Source organism: Gilliamella sp. ESL0250, assembly GCF_013345045.1.
In the GTDB taxonomy this organism is placed as follows: Bacteria; Pseudomonadota; Gammaproteobacteria; order Enterobacterales; family Orbaceae; genus Gilliamella; species Gilliamella apicola_H.
The window spans coordinates 51,064-71,580 of the sequence record NZ_JAAEDV010000002.1 but is presented as its reverse complement, the minus strand read 5'-3'; the positions used below and the strand labels follow the sequence as shown (position 1 = coordinate 71,580).

17 protein-coding genes and 1 pseudogene are annotated in these 20,517 nt (G+C 37.1%); 12 read left to right on the top strand and 6 right to left on the bottom strand.

All coding sequences use genetic code 11. From position 1 onward, the window contains the following. Positions 1 to 18: 18 nt before the first annotated feature. From GYY69_RS02115 to GYY69_RS02095, 5 genes are read left to right on the top strand one after another with little or no spacing between them, the layout of a single operon-like run. Positions 19 to 591, top strand: coding sequence for a DUF3261 domain-containing protein (locus GYY69_RS02115; protein ID WP_174796207.1), 573 nt, complete (start codon positions 19 to 21; stop codon positions 589 to 591). Next, on the top strand, positions 592 to 1,773 hold the full coding sequence (locus GYY69_RS02110; protein WP_174796206.1) for a beta-ketoacyl-[acyl-carrier-protein] synthase family protein: 1,182 nt from the start codon (positions 592 to 594) through the stop codon (positions 1,771 to 1,773). It abuts the gene before it with no gap. Then, positions 1,773 to 2,255, top strand: coding sequence for an ApeP family dehydratase (locus GYY69_RS02105; protein ID WP_194240585.1), 483 nt, complete (start codon positions 1,773 to 1,775; stop codon positions 2,253 to 2,255). The genes GYY69_RS02110 and GYY69_RS02105 overlap by 1 nt, the downstream gene beginning before the upstream one ends. Next, entirely contained in the window at positions 2,252 to 2,983 is a 732-nt protein-coding gene (locus tag GYY69_RS02100; RefSeq protein ID WP_174796205.1) for a 3-ketoacyl-ACP reductase FabG2, read from the top strand. Before GYY69_RS02105 ends, GYY69_RS02100 begins: the two co-directional genes overlap by 4 nt. Further along, positions 2,980 to 4,206, top strand: a complete 1,227-nt coding sequence (locus tag GYY69_RS02095; protein WP_174796204.1) for a beta-ketoacyl-ACP synthase — start codon at positions 2,980 to 2,982, stop codon at positions 4,204 to 4,206. Before GYY69_RS02100 ends, GYY69_RS02095 begins: the two co-directional genes overlap by 4 nt. A 104-nt stretch (positions 4,207 to 4,310) precedes the next feature. Here GYY69_RS02095 and sohB read toward each other — a convergent pair whose 3' ends face one another. After that, a complete protein-coding gene (gene sohB / locus GYY69_RS02090; RefSeq protein WP_174796203.1) occupies positions 4,311 to 5,420 on the bottom strand; it encodes a protease SohB in 1,110 nt (369 codons plus the stop codon). A gap of 140 nt (positions 5,421 to 5,560) precedes the next feature. Here sohB and GYY69_RS02085 point away from each other — a divergent pair, with 140 nt between their 5' ends. Together GYY69_RS02085 and GYY69_RS02080 are read left to right on the top strand one after the other, a co-directional pair. Next, positions 5,561 to 7,273, top strand: a complete 1,713-nt coding sequence (locus GYY69_RS02085) for a formate--tetrahydrofolate ligase (protein ID WP_174796202.1) — start codon at positions 5,561 to 5,563, stop codon at positions 7,271 to 7,273. Positions 7,274 to 7,299: 26 nt separating this feature from the next. Continuing rightward, positions 7,300 to 7,689: pseudogene (locus GYY69_RS02080) on the top strand (RnfABCDGE type electron transport complex subunit B); the annotation flags it as partial. A gap of 45 nt (positions 7,690 to 7,734) precedes the next feature. Here the strand turns inward: GYY69_RS02080 and GYY69_RS02075 are convergent. The 4 genes from GYY69_RS02075 to hemG all read right to left on the bottom strand — a co-directional run bounded on the left by GYY69_RS02075 (position 7,735) and on the right by hemG (position 11,055). Continuing rightward, positions 7,735 to 7,989, bottom strand: coding sequence for a Txe/YoeB family addiction module toxin (locus tag GYY69_RS02075; RefSeq protein WP_174796200.1), 255 nt, complete (start codon positions 7,987 to 7,989; stop codon positions 7,735 to 7,737). After that, positions 7,982 to 8,236 (bottom strand): type II toxin-antitoxin system prevent-host-death family antitoxin, encoded by a 255-nt coding sequence (locus GYY69_RS02070; RefSeq protein ID WP_174796199.1) that lies wholly within the window; start codon positions 8,234 to 8,236, stop codon positions 7,982 to 7,984. Before GYY69_RS02070 ends, GYY69_RS02075 begins: the two co-directional genes overlap by 8 nt. Positions 8,237 to 8,541: 305 nt before the next feature. Beyond that, on the bottom strand, positions 8,542 to 10,368 hold the full coding sequence (gene typA, locus GYY69_RS02065) for a ribosome-dependent GTPase TypA (RefSeq protein WP_174796198.1): 1,827 nt from the start codon (positions 10,366 to 10,368) through the stop codon (positions 8,542 to 8,544). 165 nt (positions 10,369 to 10,533) lie between these two features. Continuing rightward, the gene (gene hemG / locus GYY69_RS02060; protein ID WP_174796382.1) at positions 10,534 to 11,055 is read right to left on the bottom strand and encodes a menaquinone-dependent protoporphyrinogen IX dehydrogenase; all 522 of its coding nucleotides are present in this window, start codon (positions 11,053 to 11,055) and stop codon (positions 10,534 to 10,536) included. Between the two features lie 152 nt (positions 11,056 to 11,207). On the opposite strand from hemG, the gene glmU reads away from it, so the two are divergent. The 5 genes from glmU (at position 11,208) to GYY69_RS02035 (ending at position 18,499) form a co-directional block, all read left to right on the top strand. Beyond that, a complete protein-coding gene (glmU, locus tag GYY69_RS02055) occupies positions 11,208 to 12,593 on the top strand; it encodes a bifunctional UDP-N-acetylglucosamine diphosphorylase/glucosamine-1-phosphate N-acetyltransferase GlmU (RefSeq protein ID WP_174796197.1) in 1,386 nt (461 codons plus the stop codon). Between the two features lie 3 nt (positions 12,594 to 12,596). Continuing rightward, complete coding sequence (glmS, locus tag GYY69_RS02050) at positions 12,597 to 14,429, top strand: glutamine--fructose-6-phosphate transaminase (isomerizing) (RefSeq protein ID WP_174796196.1); 1,833 nt, start codon at positions 12,597 to 12,599, stop codon at positions 14,427 to 14,429. Positions 14,430 to 14,825: 396 nt separating this feature from the next. Beyond that, positions 14,826 to 16,703, top strand: coding sequence for a PTS mannitol transporter subunit IICBA (locus GYY69_RS02045; protein ID WP_174796381.1), 1,878 nt, complete (start codon positions 14,826 to 14,828; stop codon positions 16,701 to 16,703). A gap of 74 nt (positions 16,704 to 16,777) precedes the next feature. Beyond that, positions 16,778 to 17,941: a mannitol-1-phosphate 5-dehydrogenase gene (locus GYY69_RS02040; protein WP_174796195.1), complete on the top strand. Its 1,164-nt coding sequence runs from the start codon at positions 16,778 to 16,780 to the stop codon at positions 17,939 to 17,941. 6 nt (positions 17,942 to 17,947) lie between these two features. Continuing rightward, positions 17,948 to 18,499 carry an MltR family transcriptional regulator gene (locus GYY69_RS02035; protein WP_174796194.1) on the top strand — a complete coding sequence of 184 codons (552 nt, stop codon included), beginning with the start codon at positions 17,948 to 17,950 and terminating at the stop codon, positions 18,497 to 18,499. Between the two features lie 1,074 nt (positions 18,500 to 19,573). On the opposite strand, the gene truB is transcribed toward GYY69_RS02035, so the two are convergent. Beyond that, entirely contained in the window at positions 19,574 to 20,476 is a 903-nt protein-coding gene (gene truB / locus GYY69_RS02030; RefSeq protein WP_202984922.1) for a tRNA pseudouridine(55) synthase TruB, read from the bottom strand. Positions 20,477 to 20,517: the final 41 nt, after the last annotated feature.

The following is a 20,517-nucleotide window of genomic DNA, read 5'->3' as shown; positions in this document are numbered from 1 at the left end:
CAGAATAGGTAATACATAATGAAAAAATATTTAGTTTTAACCATAATGATGTTAGTGATATTAGTAGCTGGCTGTGCAAATAAAACACAATCTCAAGCATGGCTCACCAGAGAAGTTAAAATTAATCTTCCAATAATAAATATAAAACAACATTATCATGATCAACAACTATTAAAATTTAAATATAATGATCTGGAAAACTCAATTATTGCCATAGTCGATATTAACAACAACCAATTAAAAGTAATTGGTCTTTCTGCTCTAGGCTTCAAGTTATTTGAAATTGACTATGATGGAAAGCTAGTAAAAACAAAACACAATATTTTTATTAAAGAGCTACCGGCGCCTGAACAAGTTTTATCTGATATTATGCTAAGTATTTTACCTATAAAAGAGTGGCAGACCGTGTTACCCGCAGGTTGGCAACTCATTGATAGCGAATTACATAGAACATTGATCAATAATAAACAAGAAATCATAATTGATATAGCCTATGCAGAACAACCATCTGCTAAGATAAGAAAACCGACTCAAATTAAGCATCATATATTTGGTTATAAAATCGCAATACAAAGTATGGATACAAAATAAATGATTTATATTACAGCTCTTGGGGCAATCAATACTTTAGGTAATTCTATAAATGAAATTAAACAGAAGCTACTTAAACTATATTGTGCATCTCATTGTTTAATTGAAGAAAGCGGTTGGTTACTAAACAACCAAAAAACATGGCTAGGTAAAGTCAAAACTGATTTACCTAAAATACCTAAACATTTGTCGCAATATGCAACACGGAATAACCGATTACTGTATGGAGCTTACTTACAAATTCAATCAGAAATTGATGATGCTATTTTACGCCACGGAAATAAACGAATAGCAATTATTATGGGGACAAGCACCTCGGGTATTCATGAAGGGGATGTCAATTTAAAACATTACCTACAAAAACATAGTCATTTGCAATCCTTTTCTTATAATCAACAAGAGTTAGGTGATCCATCGTGCTTTTTAACAGCTTTGCTTGGTTTAAAAGGCCCTAGTTACACAATATCAACAGCCTGCACATCTAGTGCTAAAGCAATTATTAGTGGTAAAAGATTGATTGAGTCAGGCATAGTTGATGCAGCAATTGTTGGAGGGGCAGATAGCCTAAGCCGAATGCCAATTAATGGATTTAATGCGCTTGAATCACTTTCGGCAAGTCCATGTATGCCTTTTGCACAAAACCGAAATGGAATTAATATTGGCGAAGCAAGCGCTATATTTTTACTTACCAAAGAAGAAACAAGCAATATCGCTATTTTAGGTACTGGGGAATCATCCGATGCACATCATATTTCATCACCCCATCCAGAAGGATTAGGGGCTGAAAAAGCAATGTATGCAGCTTTAAATGATGCAAAATTAACGACCAATGACATTGGTTATATCAACCTTCATGGAACAGCAACAATATTGAATGATCTTGCAGAAAGTAAAGCTGTTTATCGCCTATTCAATCGAAATTTACCACCATGTAGCTCAACTAAACATCTTACCGGTCATACTTTAGGTAGTGCTGCAGCGACAGAATTAGCCATTAGCACCTTATTACTTCACCAAGATATTTATTTACCACAACAGGATTTTTCAATCTCACCATTTGATGAAACTCTCGACAAAATCAATATTGTTACAAATCGCATGACATTAAATGCTCCAGTTATAATGTCAAATTCTTTTGCATTTGGTGGTAACAATGCATCTCTAATTATTGGAAAAATATAATGCAATATTACCCAGCGATTTATTATTTACCTCATGAAAAACCAATGGTCATGGTAGAAAAAGTTCATTTAATTGATGATGAACAATGCATCTGTAGTGTTCAAGTTAATAAAAATGGTATTCTGGCACCTTTTTTAAACGAAAATAATGAATTACCCAATTTATATACCATTGAATTAATGGCTCAAACCATTGGTGTATGGAATGGATACCATGGTATTATTAACAATAAAAAACCACAATTAGGTATGTTATTAGGTGGAAGATCAATCAAAACATCATTACCAACCTTTCCCCACTACAGCAATTTGATTATACATGCAAACTTGGTTCTTTTTGATACCAAACTAGCTAATTTCGATTGTCAAATAAAGATCGACGATCAATGTGTCGTTTCAGGAAAACTCAATGTTTATGAACCCGATCAAACTGAATTAGATTATTTATTTGGCCAAAATCGATTAGGAGAAGAAAAGAAATGAAACGAACAATCCTGGTAACTGGCGCCAGTAAAGGAATTGGCAAAGCTATTGCTTGCAAACTTTCACAAGATGGCTTTGCAATTGTAGTTCACTACCATAATGATAAACAAGGTGCGATTGAGACAAAAAATGATATTGAAAAAACAGGCGGTACGGCTCGATTAATACAATTTGATGTAAGTAATCGTATACAATGTAAACAAACCATTGAAGCTGATATCGAACTTCATGGCGCATATTATGGTGTTGTAAATAATGCAGGTATCATCCGTGATGGTGCTTTCCCAGCTTTAACCGACGATGATTGGAATAATGTCATTCATACCGATCTTGACAGTTTTTACAATGTTTTGCATCCTTGCATTATGCCAATGATAGGACTTCGTAACGGCGGACGGATTATTGTGATATCTTCAATTTCTGGTTTGATGGGTAATCGTGGGCAAGTTAATTATAGTGCTGCAAAAGCCGGTTTAATTGGAGCAAGCAAAGCTCTAGCGCTTGAGCTTGCTAAACGTAAAATCACAGTAAATTGTATTGCACCTGGTTTAATTGATACGGGTATATTAGATATGGAACCTATTGCATTACAAGAAGCAATGAAAATAATACCATTAAAACGCATGGGACAAGTGAATGAAGTGGCGGGATTAGCAAGTTATTTGATGTCTGATATAGCGGGATATATAACACGCCAAGTAATTTCAATCAACGGAGGGATGATATGACTAAAAGAGTTGTCATAACAGGGATGGGTGGTGTTACAGCATTTGGTAATGACTGGATTACTATACAAGAAAAGTTAAAAAAATTAGAAAACGCAGTGAGATATATGCCCGAATGGGAAATATATGATGGATTGCACACAAAATTAGGTGCACCTATCGATAATTTTACCGTCCCTGAGCATTATACCCGAAAAAAAATACGCTCCATGGGAAGAGTATCCCTATTATCGACTAAGGCAACAGAAATAGCCCTTGAAAAAGCGGGGCTACTTGATGATCCAATTATTGCAAATGGTGAAACAGGAATTGCTTTTGGTTCTTCAACAGGTAGTACACAACCAGTTGCTTCATTTGCAACAATGCTAAATGAAAAACATACCAACAATATTACAGCTACAACTTACGTACAAATGATGCCACATACTACTGTTGTCAATACTGGATTATTTTTTGGATTGAAAGGACGAGTTATTACGACTTCTAGCGCTTGCACATCAGGTAGTCAAGCTATTGGTTATGCTTATGAAGCAATCAAATATGGTATGCAAACAGCAATGGTTGCTGGTGGTGCAGAAGAATTATGTCCCTCAGAAGCAGCAGTATTTGATACTTTATTTGCTACCAGTCAAAAGAATGATAGTCCAAAAAGTTCCCCTCGCCCATTTGACAAAAATCGCGACGGTTTAGTAATTGGTGAAGGAGCTGGCGCTTTGATTCTTGAAGAATATGAGCACGCAAAGGCGCGAGGAGCAAAAATATATGGCGAAATCGTCGGTTTTATGACTAATTGTGATGCTAGCCATATCACTCAACCACGTAAAGAAACTATGAAAATATGCATGGAGCAAGCATTAAAAAAAGCTAATCTATCGCCTGAAAATATAGGTTACATCAGTGCTCATGGCACCGCAACCAATCGTGGTGATATTGCCGAAAGTAATGCAACTGCCGAAATATTTGGCAATAAAACTCCTATCTCATCGTTAAAAAGTTATTTCGGGCATACTCTTGGAGCATGTGGCGCCGTAGAAGCCTGGCTAACACTTGAAATGATGCACTCGGGTTGGTTCAATCCAACAATTAATCTGAATAATATTGATCCTGCATGTGGTGACCTTGACTATTTAGTTGGGACAGGTCGAAAATTAGATATTGAATATTTTCAAACCAACAATTTTGCATTTGGTGGAATAAATACTTCAATTATTATCAAACGATTTTAGACAATGCAAAAACCACAACAATATACGGCAGCTAATTATGACTGCCTGTATAATTAACTACGAAAGATCAAATCGAAAAATTTTTCTTAATCAAAAAAGGGCTATTACAGCCCATTTCCTTGTCTAAAAAATAATTTTTCGACACTTTTTACGACGTTTTTCGAAATTCTTTCTGATAGTTTTTGCTTGCGTTGATAACTAACAGCGATAATTTTATGTGTTTTTAAATGAGATAAAATAAAGTCATCACTAGTGCTAATTTCGTCAACTAAGCCTTTATCTTTGGCTTGCGTCGCAAACCAGTGCTCGCCAGTGGCAACTTGTTCGATATCCACGTTTGGACGATACTCTTTAACAAAATCTTTAAATAAAAGATGAGTTTCTTCTAATTCCTGTTTGAATTTTTGGCGACCTTCTTCGGTGTTTTCGCCAAACATGGTTAACGTACGTTTATATGCACCTGCTGTTTGTAACTCAATATCCACATCATGTTTTTTAAGTAAACGATTAAAGTTAGGAATTTGTGCAACCACACCAATAGACCCCACAATGGCAAATGGCGCTGCCACAATTTTATTAGCAGTACATGCCATCATATACCCACCACTTGCCGCAACTTTATCAACAACTGCGGTAAAAGGAATATCACGCTGTCTAAACCGTAATAGCTGGGATGCAGCAAGCCCATAGCCATGGACTACCCCGCCAGGGCTTTCAAGCTTAACCACAACTTTATCCTCTGGTTTAATAACAGCCAATACAGCGGTAATTTCTTGACGTAATTCTTCAACTTCATGCGCATCCATACTGCCGTTGAAAGACAATACAAACAATTTTGGTTTTGCTTGCTGATCGGTATTACTTTCTGCTAGCTGCGTTGTATTATCTAGCGTTGACTGTTCGTCAGAGTTTTTTTGCTTGTTAACTTGTTTCTTTTTTTGTTTAGCCGCTAATTTTGCCTGTTTCTTTTCAAGTTTTTTCTGTTTTTTAAGATCTTTCATAAACAGCTTAGCTTCTAGTTCGTCCATACTTGACATTAACATATCATCTTTAACTTGCTCATATTCTTGACTAATGTCTTTGACTGACAAACGTCCTGCCACCGTTGCTGACTTACGGCGTTGGCTTAATATAAAAATAAGTACCGCTAAAATTGCAATAACAACTGTTGCTGTTTCAGCTAAAAAAAGTGAATACTCAGAAAACCAATTCATTTAACTATTTTCCTTTTATTGAATGTATTAAGTTATTATAACAAGATAATTGCGACTTGTGCCGAAAATCAATAAAGATAAAATTGTCGCTTTATTCGGCTATTTAAATTATTTATACTGATAGTCCAATTTATTGTTAGATGAGAACTAATATGCCTTTACGCCCAATTACTGAAATCGCTAAACAATGCAACATTCCAGAAGAATTTATCCTGCCTTATGGCAAACACGTGGCAAAAATCGATTTATCCATTCTTAAAGCCAACCAAAGCAAACCTAACGGCAAATTGGTGTTAGTTACCGCTATCACGCCAACTCCACTTGGTGAGGGAAAAACGGTGAATACTATCGGGCTAAGTGAAGGCTTAAATTATATTGGAAAAAAAGCCATTGCTTGTATCCGTCAACCAAGTTTAGGCCCTGTATTTGGTGTAAAAGGTGGTGCTGCTGGCGGTGGTCAAGCCGAAGTATTGCCAATGGAAACCTTAAATCTACATTTAACTGGTGATATTCACGCTATTACCGCCGCCCATGATTTGGCATCAGCCGCATTAGATTCGCGCCTTTATCATGAAGAACGCTTGGGCGATGAATTTACCGCACAAACGGGCTTGCCGCGTCTTAATATCGATGTAAATCGTATTGAGTGGAAACGTGTGATGGATCATAATGATCGTGCACTTCGTAAGATTACCGTTGGTGTCGGTGGTGGTGTTAATGGCATTACACGTCAAGATGGCTTTGAGATTACTGCAGCGTCAGAACTTATGGCAATTTTAGCATTAGCCTCAGATTTGCACGATATGCGCACGCGCATTGGGCGTATTATTTTAGCTTATAATACTCAAGGCGAAGCGATTACCGCGGAACAACTTGAAGTTGCGGGCGCTATGACAGTGTTACTTAAAAATGCGATTAATCCAAACCTGATGCAAACAGTTGAAAATACGCCGGTACTTATTCATGCAGGACCTTTTGCTAATATTGCCCATGGCAACTCATCAGTCATTGCCGATCGCATTGCTTTACAACTTGCCGATTATGTCGTAACCGAAGCTGGTTTTGGCTCAGATATGGGCATGGAAAAATTCTTTAATATTAAATATCGCCAAGCAGGAATAAAAGCCTCATGTGTGGTGCTTGTTGCAACGGTTCGTAGCTTAAAATCTAACAGCGGTAAATATAATATCAAACCAGGGCAAGCGATTCCAAAAGAAATCTCAGAATCTAATGTGGAGCTGCTTGAAATTGGTGCGGCTAATTTAGCATGGCATATCAACAATGCTAAAAGTTATGGGCTACAAGTGATTGTTGCTATTAACCGCTTTCCACACGACAGTGAAGAAGAACTAGCCTTTTTACAAAAATATGCCATTAAGCATGGGGCGTTTGCTTGTGAAGTGAGTGAAGTTTTCACTCAAGGCGGTAAAGGCGCAGAAAAACTGGCTGAGCATATTATCAAAGCATGTGATATGCCAAGTGAGATCAAATTACCTTATCCTGACAACATGTCACTTGCTGATAAAATCCAAACTATGGTAAAAAAATACGGTGCCAACAAAGCTAATTTATCAGCACAAGCACTGGAAAATATCAAAGAGATCGAAGCATTAAAACTCGATCATTTGCCTCTTTGTATTGCTAAAACCCCCATGTCAATTAGTGCTGATGCCAATCTAAAAAATGTCCCTACCGATTTTGATGTTGATATTAGTCACTTAGCGATATCTGCTGGTGCTGGTTTTATTCGTGTTTATGCTGGTAATGTAATGACCATGCCAGGACTAGGCACTAATCCAGCTTATAGACAAATTGATATTGACAAAGATGGTAATATTGTAGGTTTAAGTTAATGCAAGAAGTGATTATGCAAACCCAACAACAATATAAAGCATTTATTGACGAAGAAAACTGTATTGGCTGTGGCAAATGCATCCGTGTTTGCCCAACTGATGCTATTGTCGGTAGCAAACAAGTATTGCACACAATACTGCCACAGTTATGTACTTCGTGTAGTAATTGTATCAATACTTGCCCAACAGACTGTATTACATTAAGTACGTTAGGCCGCGTATTGAATGAATCAGAAGAGTTAGCGCTAACTCAGAAAAAGCAACAGCGATTAGGCCATAATCAGTTAGTTCCACCAACCATTTTGTTTCCAGGCACTATGCCGACGACAAACAAGATCAGCACCCCCACTGATCGTAAACAGTCAATAGCTGACGCCATTGCCAGAGTAAAAGCCAAAAAAAACCTCGCTAAATAGCGGGGTTCAACAATCTGAGCCAACTTTGTTGGCTACTTTCTAGTTTCAATAATGATAACGACACGATAGAATAATAATGCAATTATTTTCAATTTTATAAACTAATCTATGTTCACTATCAATCCTTCTTGACCAATAGCCAGATAAATTAAACTTTAGGCTTTCGGGCTTACCTAGGTCAGAAAATGGTGTTCTGCTAATATCTTTAAGAAGTTCATTGATGCGTTTAATCATTTTTTTATCAGTTTTCTGCCAATATAGATAATCACTCCAAGACTCATCAGAAAATAATTTATTCATCGTTCAACTCATGCTCTTGCAATTTTCCACTATTAATTTGTTCTAATGAACGCAACAAATGAGCTGTATTTGCAGGCGAACGATATAAGCGTGCTGTTTCTTCTAAAGATGAATATTCTTCATATGACATTAAGACACAATTATCTCCATTCTGACGTGTAATAATAGTTGGCATTCTGTCATTTACAACTTCATCCATTTTTGCTGATAAATTTGCTCTCGCTGCTGAATAACTAATATGCCTCATAATATTTCCTCATTGAAAACTTAATTAATCCGCAAACATTGTACAAAATACTTGTACAACATCAACGGTTATTTTCCTTAAATTATAAAAAATGATAAAAAGAATAGACCAGTCGCAGGGAAAAAATAGCTTTTAGCGTTCTCATTGAGCACATTGAAAACAATATCGTTTATTATCAAAATAGACGAAAATTAAAAAGCTTATTTTTTGCAAAAAAAATAAACCCCGAATTGTATCGAGGTTTGTTATTAAGTCGACCTCGCTAAGCAGCGAGGTTTTCGTATTACGGTAGCATTAATACTACACTAGTCTTTATTACCACTTCTATACGCACGTTTACGATCATTTTCAGTTAAATGACGTTTACGTAAACGGATCGATAATGGTGTAACCTCCACTAATTCGTCATCATCAATAAACTCTAATGCTTGTTCTAATGACATTTTGATTGGTGGTGAAAGTGTTGTTGCTTCATCGGTACCTGATGCTCGCATGTTGGTTAATTTTTTACCGGTTAGACAGTTAACCGTCAAATCGTTTGAGCGAGTATGAATACCAATAATTTGACCTTCATAAACTTCAGCACCATGACCTAAGAATAATTTACCACGGTCTTGTAAGCCATATAGCGCATAAGCCAATGCTTTACCGGTACCGTTTGAAATCATTACGCCATTATTACGTTGACCAATTTCGCCTGGACGAACATCATCGTAATGACTAAAGGTCGAATAAAGCAAACCGGTACCTGAGGTCATGGTCATAAATTCAGTTCTAAAACCAATAAGCCCACGGCTTGGAATGACATAATCTAAACGTACGCGACCTTTACCATCTGGTAGCATATTTGTTAGGTCACCTTTACGTAAACCAAGTGCTTCCATCACTGAACCTTGATGTTGTTCTTCAATATCAAGCGTAACTTGTTCGAATGGTTCTTGTTTTTTACCATCAATTTCTCTAAAGATAACTTTAGGACGAGAAACCCCTAGCTCATAACCTTCGCGGCGCATATTTTCGATGAGTACTGACAAATGCAATTCACCACGACCAGAGACTCTAAAGGCATCGGGATCTGGCGTTTCTTCGACACGAAGAGCAACATTATGGACAAGCTCTTTATTTAAACGCTCAAGAATTTGACGAGAAGTGACATATTTACCCTCTTTACCAGCAAATGGTGAGCTATTGACATTAAAGAACATAGTTACAGTTGGTTCATCAACAGTTAACGCAGGTAATGCTTCAACGCAGCTATTATCACAAATTGTATCGGAGATACCGAGTTCACCAAGACCCGTTAATGCAATAATATCGCCAGCTTCGGCAACTTCAGCTTCATAACGTTGTAGTCCTAAATGGCCAAGAACTTGCCCTACTTTGCCGGTCCGTTTATTACCTTCACTATCAACGATAGTTACTTGTTGATTTGGTTTAACGCGACCACGTTTAATACGACCAATACCAATAACACCAACATAATTATTATAATCAAGTTGAGAAATTTGCATTTGGAATGGTCCGTCTAAATCTACTTTTGGAGGCTCAACATATTTAACAATCGCTTCAAATAATGGCGTCATATCTTCAGCCATATTTTCATGATCTAAACCTGCGATCCCCATTAATGCTGAAGCATAAACGATAGGGAAATCTAACTGTTCATCAGTAGCCCCTAAATTAACAAACAGATCGAACACTTGATCAACAACCCAATCAGGACGTGCACCGGGACGATCAACTTTATTGATAACTACAATCGGTTTTAAACCATAAGCAAATGCTTTTTGCGTTACAAAACGCGTTTGTGGCATTGGTCCATCCATTGCATCAACAAGCAATAGTACAGAATCAACCATCGACATAACACGTTCAACTTCACCACCAAAATCAGCATGTCCTGGGGTGTCAACGATATTAATTCGGTAACCATTCCAATCAATAGCGGTATTTTTAGCTAAAATGGTAATACCACGTTCTTTTTCAAGCGCATTAGAGTCCATGATACGTTCGTTATCGTCACCACGTAGATTATCTAACGTACCTGACTGTTTTAATAACTTGTCAACCAAAGTCGTTTTACCATGGTCAACGTGGGCAATAATGGCAATATTTCTTAAATTTTCAATCACAATTAAAATTCCAATTAGGAGACACATTCTATAGGCGCGGTATTGTACACCTTTTTAGCCGAAATGTTGATCTATATCACAAAGTTTATTTAAAAGAACTTGAAAAGTTGATAAGTTTAGAAAAATATCGATTTGTTTGTGAAAAAGTTTCAGGAAACTATGCATTTAAGCATAAAACTGATCGGCAAACTCATCTACCTTTGTCCAATCAGTATATTCAATCATTGGTTTTGTCACATCAGTATCGCCCTTTCCTAACCACATAATCAAACGGATCATATTGCGATCAAACCAATTATATTGTGGATAATACAGCGCGCCAGCAAAAACTGCAGTAATGGTTGGCTTCCATGCTATTTTAGCTAAGAATTTTTTGGTGTATAAATTCGTTTCTGGCGTATTTTTATTGGGTTTTCTTGCCACCAAATTTACCCCAAAAAATCCAGACTTCATCTTATTTAATTGCTGATAATGCTTATCAATAAACGCTTTCATCACTTTGCCATAAAACCCATAACGAATCGAACAACCCAATAAAGCTGCTTGGTATTGAGTTAGATCGATTTTAGTATCGGGTAGCAGTTCAATAATGTCGCACTCACATTTACCATAAAGACGCGATTTTATACGTTGCATAATCTTAAGTGTTTGTTTTTCGTGTGTGGTATAGAGTAATAAAACTTTCATCACGGAATTCATAACATGACCTCCTTTTTTGTTAAACCCATTGGTAAATATCAATATTACTTTTTTTATGATAAAAATTAAAAGATTGTGGATGATTTCATTAAAAACTTTGATTATAGTATTAGGCTAATTTAACCAGACTGGAACTGATTATGGCAATTTCACCTCCAAAACTGAGTGCTATTATTTTGGCGGCAGGAAAAGGCACACGGATGTATTCCAACCTACCTAAAGTTTTACATAAAATCGGCGAAAAACCGATGTTACAACATGTTATTGATACAGTTCAACAACTAAATACCAACCGCATTAATATTGTTTATGGACATGGCAAAGCACAGCTTGAAGATGTACTTAAAAATCAACATGTGCAGCTGATTTATCAAGCTGAACAACTCGGCACTGGCCATGCTGTTCAACAAGCTATCCCTTATATTCAAGATGATGAAGATATCTTAATTTTATATGGCGACACACCTCTTATATCGGTTCAAACGCTACAAACTTTAATTGCTAGCAAACCCAAACAAGGCATCGCATTATTGACGGTAATACTCGATAATCCAACTGGATATGGACGCATTGAACGCCACAACGGTAAAGTCGTTGCCATTGTGGAACAAAAAGATGCCACCCCTGAGCAACAAAAAATCAATGAAATTAACACCGGTATCATGCTCGTTACTGGCAAATTATTGAAAAATTGGTTATCTCGTTTAACCAACAATAATGCGCAACAAGAGTTTTACTTAACCGACATTATTGCTTTTGCGCACCAAGATGGTTATGACATATTAACCTCGCACCCAGTACAACCATTTGAAGTTGAAGGTGTCAATAATCGCCTGCAATTGGCAACATTAGAACGACGATATCAACATCAGCAAGCTCAACACTTATTACTCGCTGGTGTGACACTGCTTGATCCAAATCGCTTTGACTTACGTGGCACACTCTCGCACGGTAAAGATGTCACCATTGATTGTAACGTGGTTATTGAAGGCAATGTCACATTAGGTAATAACGTATTTATTGGTGCAGGTTGTATCTTAAAAAATTGCACGATTGATGATAACTCAAATATCAGTCCGTATAGCATTATTGAAGATTCAACTATCGCTAAACAGTGTACTATCGGTCCCTTTGCTCGCCTACGACCTGGCTCACAACTTGACGAACAAGCCCATGTCGGCAATTTTGTTGAATTAAAAAAAGCGCATCTGGGCAAAGCCACCAAAGCTGGGCACTTAAGCTACCTTGGCGACAGCGAAATCGGCAGTAATGTCAACATTGGTGCAGGCACTATCACTTGTAATTATGATGGCGCCAATAAATTTAGAACTATTATTGAAGATGATGTGTTTGTCGGTTCTGACACACAATTGATTGCACCGGTAAAAGTGGGTAAAGGTGCAACTATTGCAGCAGGCACAACCGTTACCAATAATGTAAATGATAACGAATTGGTTGTAAGTCGAGTTAAACAAAAACAACTTGCTGGTTGGAAACGACCTACAAAGTTAACTAACGAGGAATAAACTATGTGTGGAATCGTGGGAGCTATCGCCAAACGTGATGTTGCTGAAATATTATTAGAAGGTCTAAAACGATTAGAATATCGTGGTTATGACTCAGCAGGACTGGCAATTATTTCACCAGACGGCGAACTGCAACGCGTTCGCCGTGTTGGCAAAGTGCAAGCACTAAAAGATGCCATTGCAAAACATCCACTACAAGGAGCTACCGGAATTGCGCATACTCGATGGGCAACCCATGGTGAACCAGTTGAACATAACGCCCACCCACATGTATCTGGCTTTATCGCTGTCGTGCATAATGGAATTATTGAAAATTTTGAACCATTGCGTGAAAAGCTGATCGCCAAAGGCTACCAATTCCGTTCAGAAACCGATACCGAGGTTATTGCCCACTTAATTCATGACATTATATCAACCGAAGATTGCTCCTTATTTGACGCCGTGCAAAAAGCTATCCCGCAACTACGAGGCGCTTATGGCACAGTCATTATGGACACGCGCAACCCAGAGATATTAGTTGCAACGCGCTCCGGCAGTCCTTTAGTTATTGGTTGTGGCATAGGCGAGAACTTTATCGCATCAGATCAATTAGCGCTATTACCTGTCACCCGCCAATTTATCTATTTGGAAGAAGGTGATACCGCACTTATCACACACCGCACAGTGACAATCTTAGACAAGAATCATCATGAAGTAACAAGGCCATGTATAGAGTCTGATGCAAAATATGATGCGGGTAGCAAAGCAGGCTATAGCCACTATATGCAAAAAGAGATCTACGAACAACCTAATGCGATTAAAAATACCCTTGAAGGTCGTATGGCGCATGGTAAAGTGGATTTATCAGAACTGGACGATAATGCAAAAAATATACTAAAGCAGGTTGAGCATGTGCAAATTGTTGCCTGTGGCACCGCTTATAATGCCGGTATGGTGGCGCGCTACTGGTTTGAAGCCTTAGCAGGTATACCATGCGATGTCGAAATTGCCTCAGAATTTCGTTACCGCAACCCCGCCCGTCGCAAAAACAGTCTATTTATTACTCTTTCACAATCAGGCGAAACCGCAGATACACTAGCTGCCTTGCGATTGGCGAAAGAAAACCATTACTTAAGTACCCTTGCCATCTGTAATGTAGCGGCATCCACACTCGTGCGTGAAGCCGATTTCGTTTTATTAACCAAAGCAGGGGTTGAAATTGGTGTTGCATCAACTAAAGCCTTTACCACACAATTAACGGTTTTATTGCTACTAGTTGCAAAATTAGGACGTTTAAATAATATGGCACAAAGCACCGAGCAAGCAATTGTCCACGCCTTACAAACCTTGCCAAACCGCATTGAACAAGTGCTTATGTCTGAACCACAAATTAAAAAATTAGCAGAGCAATTTGTTGATAAGCATCATGCGTTATTCTTAGGGAGGGGCGATGAATATCCAATTGCTATGGAAGCTTCGTTAAAACTCAAAGAAATCTCCTACATCCACGCCGAAGCTTATGCTGCAGGTGAACTCAAACATGGCCCTCTTGCATTAATTGATGCGGATATGCCAGTGATTGTGATGGCACCAACCAACGAAATGCTAGAAAAACTAAAATCCAATATCGAAGAAGTGCGAGCACGTGGCGGTCAACTGTATGTCTTTGCCGAGCAAGATGCGGGTTTTGTCAGTGATGACACCATGCACATCATCAATCTACCCCATATTGAAGAACTTACCGCACCAATCTACTACACAGTGCCCACCCAACTACTGGCGTATCATGTTGCTTTGCTCAAAGGCACTGATGTTGATCAACCTCGTAATTTAGCAAAATCGGTTACCGTGGAGTAAAGCCCGCTAGATTAAATGTGGGGACTGATGGTATGGTTTTGAGATCGTAATCAAAACTAAAGTTCTCACATAACATCAACGAATACTAAAATTTTTACTGTGACAAGTTTTCCAGTGATTTTTTATCATGGCGCAAGGCTTTGTTAACAAGTTTGGCAAAGTTCACTTATTTTGTAAAATAAGTTTCAGGAAAACATACGTTTTAGTCTATTGGACTTAAAACTTTGCTTTTTATACCAAGTAAATGTGATCTTAATCACAAAAATAAAAAATGGAATGGTTTTAACAATGTGATATTCATCACACTTATCAATTTTTTTTGATGAATCGAATAACAAAATCCCTCTACAATAACTGCATAAAGATTATACCAATCAATAAGGAAAGATGAATATTATGACAACCTCAAACATCAAATTGAAAGTCCAAAATTTTGGGCGATTCTTAAGTAATATGGTAATGCCAAATATCGGCGCGTTTATTGCTTGGGGATTTATTACCGCTATTTTTATTCCAACAGGCTGGTATCCAAATGAAACGATTGCCAAGCTAGTTGGACCTATGATTACCTACCTATTACCACTATTGATTGGTTATACTGGTGGTAAATTAGTTCACGGTGAACGAGGTGCAGTGGTTGGTGCAATCACAACAATGGGCGTCATTGTTGGTTCAGATATTCCCATGTTCTTAGGAGCAATGATCGTCGGCCCACTTGCTGGCTGGGTAATAAAGCAATTTGATAAAAGTGTAGACGGTAAAATCAAAAGCGGTTTTGAAATGTTAGCCAATAATTTCTCAGCGGGTATTATCGGTATGCTACTTGCGTTGCTTGCTTTTTTCGCAATTGGTCCTGCTGTCGTTATTGCATCTGGTAAATTAACTATTGCCGTTAATTTCTTAGTTGAGCATAATTTATTACCTTTAACATCGATCATTATTGAACCCGCTAAGATCCTTTTCTTAAATAATGCCATTAACCACGGTATATTCTCACCATTAGGTATTCAACAAGCGGCTGAACATTCTCAATCTATTTTCTTTTTAATCGAAGCCAACCCTGGCCCTGGCTTAGGTTTATTACTCGCTTATATGTTTTTTGGTAAAGGATCAGCAAAAAGTTCAGCCAGTGGCGCAGCAATCATTCACTTCTTTGGTGGGATCCATGAAATTTACTTCCCCTATGTATTGATGAATCCACGTCTTATTATTGCGGTTATTTTAGGTGGAATGACAGGCGTATTTACTTTAACATTATTTGGAGCGGGGTTAAGCTCACCTGCATCACCAGGTTCAATCATTGCCGTTCTTGCCGTCACACCAAAATCATCTATGCTTGGCGTAATTTTTTCTGTCATTGCTGCAACTACGGTTACTTTTATCGTTTCTGCGATTTTATTAAAAACAACCAAAGAGACAGACAAAAGTCTTGAAGATGCAAAATCGAATGTTTCTGCAATGAAAAACGAATCAAAAGGTATTACAAATGGAATACTTGACTTAGCTAAAGTGAAAAAAATCATTGTGGCTTGTGATGCAGGAATGGGCTCTAGTGCTATGGGAGCAGGTGTGTTACGCAAAAAAGTACAAGATGCCAATCTCGATATTTTTGTCACTAATTTAGCAATCAATAACCTTCCTAATGATGTTGACATAGTTATCACGCATAAAGACTTAACCGATCAAGCCAAACAACACGCTCCAAACGCACATCACATATCATTAACCAACTTTTTAGACAGTCAATTATATAGCCAATTGGTTGCGGATCTTTTAAGTTCACAAGCGAGTAGTTTAGCAAGTGAAACGATACCTAGCAGCAACCAATCCACTGATAATGCACCCCTATTTAAATTATCAGAACAAAACATTTTTTTAGGGCTAAACGCTAAAAACAAAGAAGAAGCCATTCGTTTTGCCGGGCAAAAATTGGTCGATAATGGTTATGTTACCCCTGCCTACATTGAAGCAATGTTAGCGCGTGAAAAATTAACGTCCACTTATTTAGGAGAATCAATAGCTGTTCCACATGGTACTATTGAATCAAAAAACGACGTTATTAAAACCGGCATCGTATTTTGCCAATATCCAGCTGGTGTTCAATTTGGCGAAGAAGACAACGACAAAGCGAAAATTATAATAGGTATTGCTGCACGTAATAATGAACACCTTGATGTCATTGCAAAACTCACTAATGCTCTTGATGATCAAGCCATTATTACCAAACTGGTTAACACAACAAGTATTGAAGAGGTACTTGCTATTTTAAGTTAATATCACAACTATCGTTCCCACTTAACAAGTGGGAAACCATTACCACTTTTTAAATTTAATTAAGGATTATTATAATGCAAGCATTACATTTTGGCGCAGGTAACATTGGGCGAGGTTTTATTGGAAAATTACTATCAGATGCTGGCATACAGGTCACATTTGCCGATATCAATGAACAAATCATCACTGCAATCGCTAAGCGCCGTGAGTACCCCGTCAATGTTGTTGGCGAACAATCCACCACTGAAATAGTCAAAAATGTCGATGGAATTAACAGCACCTCTAATGAAGTGATCGATTATATTACCAAAGTTGATTTAATCACCACCGCCGTGGGTCCGCAAATTTTAGCGCGCATTGCTTCAAGTGTTGCGCAAGGGATTATAGCAAGACATCAACAAGGCAATACCAAGCCACTGAATATTATTGCTTGTGAAAATATGGTTCGTGGTACTAGCCAATTTAAACAAGAAATCTTCAAATCACTACCAAAAGAGCTTCATCAATGGACAAATGCCCATATCGGTTTTGTCGATTCTGCGGTGGATCGCATTGTACCACCTGCAACATCAAAAACAGGCGATATTTTAGAAGTCACTGTAGAGACTTTTTCTGAATGGATTGTTGATGAAACGCAGTTTGTGGGGACGATTCCAACCATTACAGGTATGCAGCCTGTTGACAATTTAATGGCTTTTGTTGAGCGAAAACTATTTACCTTAAATACAGGTCATGCGATTACGGCTTATTTAGGTTTCTATCATGGTATTGGCACCATTCGCGATGCAATTTTAAACGAAAAAATTCGTTTAATTGTTCGTGGAGCAATGGAAGAAAGCGGCTTAGTACTTATCAAACGTTACAATTTTGATGAACAAAAACACATGGCTTATATCGAAAAAATCTTAAACCGCTTTGAAAACCCGTATTTACATGATGATACTTCACGTGTTGGTCGGCAACCAATGCGTAAATTAGGCGCTGGCGATCGTTTAATTAAGCCATTGCTCGGTACTTTTGAGTATCAAGTTAAAAATACTAACTTACTAATCGGTATCGCAGCCGCTCTCAACTATCGTAATAGTGATGACGAGCAAGCAGTTGAACTGGCAAAACTCATTACCGAAAAAGGTGTTAAACACGCTTTTTGTCAAATCGCTGGGATTGATGTTAACAATTCTATTGTTAAGCAAATTGAAGAAATTTATACTACAATGCAAAATCGTCAATTTACATAACACCTAATGCCAGAATCGATATTACAAGAAGATACGATATTAGAAAAACTCAACCAGCAAGCTGATATTCACAGCTTGCTAGCCGTTGCCATAAAATTAATCAATGATAATGTCAACAAATTAATTCTTAAAGTCTTTCGAAAAGAACCTCACGCCATTAAATTTGTCATCCCTTCATTAGTTGGTAAAAATGGACCACTCAATGATACTTCTGTTTGCTTAAAACTGCTTTATGTGTTGGGGATTATTTCTCGTGAAGATTACGAAGATATAGAATTGCTGATTGCTATTTTGGACGAGCTAGAACAAGACGATAGGCAATATACTTATTTAGATGATGAAATTTTAGGCCCTATTAGTTTATTACATGATATGGTATTACCACCAAGCTGGGAATCGCAACACGAAAAAGCCAAACAATCTGGCATTGTCGATACGTTAAAATCTTCCATGTACCAAAACCGCTATCAACAAATGATTCGCTCAGCGTTAATTATTGCTATTACCGAACTGACGTTACGCATCATAAATAAAGAACATATCAACTACTTTCCATAATGACCAACTCGTTTGCTAAATGTTCAGTTATTTCAACTCAAAATAAATTAAACTAAAAATAGCTATTGCTGCATCCGATATACAAAACACATATAGTTTTTTGTTACTGATCTTTGGTTAAGACCTTTTTATTTTTTTGCTTTTCAAGCGCTTCATTCGCCTTAGATTCGGCCCTTATATTATTCATTATCATGATGCTTCATTTTTTCTTTATGCATCAGTCAATTGTAACTCTCTTTGCCTTAATTATTCATTCTATGATATTTTCCGTAATACACTTTTTACCTTTGATTATTTCTTGTTAAAAATATTCAGGATTCTATACCGTTATTATAAATAAATTGGGTAAAATTATGTATATATCCAATTGTGAGTATAAAACTGACATAGAAAATCATGTTGCCTATTTTAATGTTTTATATTCAATAAGTATCAGGCTGTTTAATACCTTGTGAAGTCTGCCTGTGTGATAAATGGTTAGCCATTGTTCGGTTATCCTCCTTACTTACGCTAGATTGTTAAACAGAGATAAATCTAACATTTCTGTTCGATAAGCACGATTACGCAATTTAAAGCAAATGCGGTACACTTAATGAATTCACCACGTTGGTCTGTTGGCAGACTGGTTTTGTGAATTTTGATTGATACGATGATTATTACACCTTTTAACAAATGAAATACTGTAAACCCTCAATTAATTACCAAACGGCATAGAATCCTGAATATTTTTTACAAAAAATATTAATCTAAAAAGGCGTTAGTTTTGTTTTTTATGTATATTTACTACTGTAGTTTTTTAAATTATTTTAAACAAGGCGAGTAATTCCAATAAATTAAATTTTCGAGGATTCAAAAGATAAAAAGCAAAAGATTAAGCGGTTTGTTCACTTTTATAATTAGGTTAAACCGCATGACATAATTGTATTGAAAATACCTTATACGTTTTTAGAAGATCATTTTAATCTTGAATTCTAAACAACTCGGTGTTTTTCTGCCGCTAAATTTAATTTATCGTTAGCTTTTTAATTACTGTTGAAAATTAAATTTAGCATTTAATAAAAAATACCTAATTCATTACAAGGTTGATATTAATCGCTTTGGCGATAATTTGTTACTTTGCATCACGCCGGCGCCAATAAATTGCTTGCCTTGATAAATTCGCACCAAGGTTTCAACTTGTGTAGCGCTTTCAAATTCAATGGTTCGCCCTAACAATATATCTTTACCTTGTGCATCAGTCAGCGTGATTTTTGGACGATCTTGTAACGGACTATCAACAGGCATTAACAGTTCATCCTTTTCGGTCCTATTTTGTAATGCATCTAAACTGATCATTTTATCAATCGGATAATTAGATACTTGCAAACGCCTTAAATAAATAACATGTGCCCCACAACCCAGTAATTCGCCTAAATCATCAATAATAGTTCGAATATAGGTGCCTTTAGAGCAGTGTATTTCTAGCGTTAATTCGTTTTTTATAGCATCAAATTGGATAAATTGATTTTCGTAAACGGTAATAGGTCTAGCTTCACGTTCAATGACAATACCTTGGCGGGCATATTCGTAAAGTGGTTTACCTTGATATTTTAAAGCCGAAAACATGGTCGGTACTTGTAAAATATCACCTCGAAAATGTGTTAAAGCTTGGTTAATTTGCGATTCGTTCACTTTAACAAGTTTGGTACAAATAATTTGGCCATCCGCATCTGAGGTATCTGTACGTTCACCAAGTTTGGCGATCACTCGATAACGTTTGTCTGAATCTAATAAATACTGTGAAAATTTGGTCGCTTCACCAAAACAGATAGGTAGCATACCTGTCGCTAATGGATCAAGTGCCCCTGTGTGCCCCGCTTTTTTAGCATTAAATAGCCATTTCACTTTTTGCAGAGCATCGTTGGATGTCATGCCTTGTGGTTTGTCTAGTAACAAAACGCCGTGAAGATCACGGCGAGTTCTTTTTATATTCATCATTTATTTTATACTGAAACGTATAGTTACCTGAAACTTTTTGA

Bases quoted from the DNA above. Each gene is read 5' to 3' on its own strand.
- GYY69_RS02115 (WP_174796207.1), top strand. From the start codon at position 19: ATGAAAAAATATTTAGTTTTAACCATAATGATGTTAGTGATATTAGTA.
- GYY69_RS02110 (WP_174796206.1), top strand. From the start codon at position 592: ATGATTTATATTACAGCTCTTGGGGCAATCAATACTTTAGGTAATTCT.
- GYY69_RS02105 (WP_194240585.1), top strand. From the start codon at position 1,773: ATGCAATATTACCCAGCGATTTATTATTTACCTCATGAAAAACCAATG.
- GYY69_RS02100 (WP_174796205.1), top strand. From the start codon at position 2,252: ATGAAACGAACAATCCTGGTAACTGGCGCCAGTAAAGGAATTGGCAAA.
- GYY69_RS02095 (WP_174796204.1), top strand. From the start codon at position 2,980: ATGACTAAAAGAGTTGTCATAACAGGGATGGGTGGTGTTACAGCATTT.
- sohB (WP_174796203.1), bottom strand. From the start codon at position 5,420: ATGAATTGGTTTTCTGAGTATTCACTTTTTTTAGCTGAAACAGCAACA.
- GYY69_RS02085 (WP_174796202.1), top strand. From the start codon at position 5,561: ATGAGAACTAATATGCCTTTACGCCCAATTACTGAAATCGCTAAACAA.
- GYY69_RS02075 (WP_174796200.1), bottom strand. From the start codon at position 7,989: ATGAATAAATTATTTTCTGATGAGTCTTGGAGTGATTATCTATATTGG.
- GYY69_RS02070 (WP_174796199.1), bottom strand. From the start codon at position 8,236: ATGAGGCATATTAGTTATTCAGCAGCGAGAGCAAATTTATCAGCAAAA.
- hemG (WP_174796382.1), bottom strand. From the start codon at position 11,055: ATGAAAGTTTTATTACTCTATACCACACACGAAAAACAAACACTTAAG.
- glmU (WP_174796197.1), top strand. From the start codon at position 11,208: ATGGCAATTTCACCTCCAAAACTGAGTGCTATTATTTTGGCGGCAGGA.
- glmS (WP_174796196.1), top strand. From the start codon at position 12,597: ATGTGTGGAATCGTGGGAGCTATCGCCAAACGTGATGTTGCTGAAATA.
- GYY69_RS02045 (WP_174796381.1), top strand. From the start codon at position 14,826: ATGACAACCTCAAACATCAAATTGAAAGTCCAAAATTTTGGGCGATTC.
- GYY69_RS02040 (WP_174796195.1), top strand. From the start codon at position 16,778: ATGCAAGCATTACATTTTGGCGCAGGTAACATTGGGCGAGGTTTTATT.
- GYY69_RS02035 (WP_174796194.1), top strand. From the start codon at position 17,948: ATGCCAGAATCGATATTACAAGAAGATACGATATTAGAAAAACTCAAC.
- truB (WP_202984922.1), bottom strand. From the start codon at position 20,476: ATGATGAATATAAAAAGAACTCGCCGTGATCTTCACGGCGTTTTGTTA.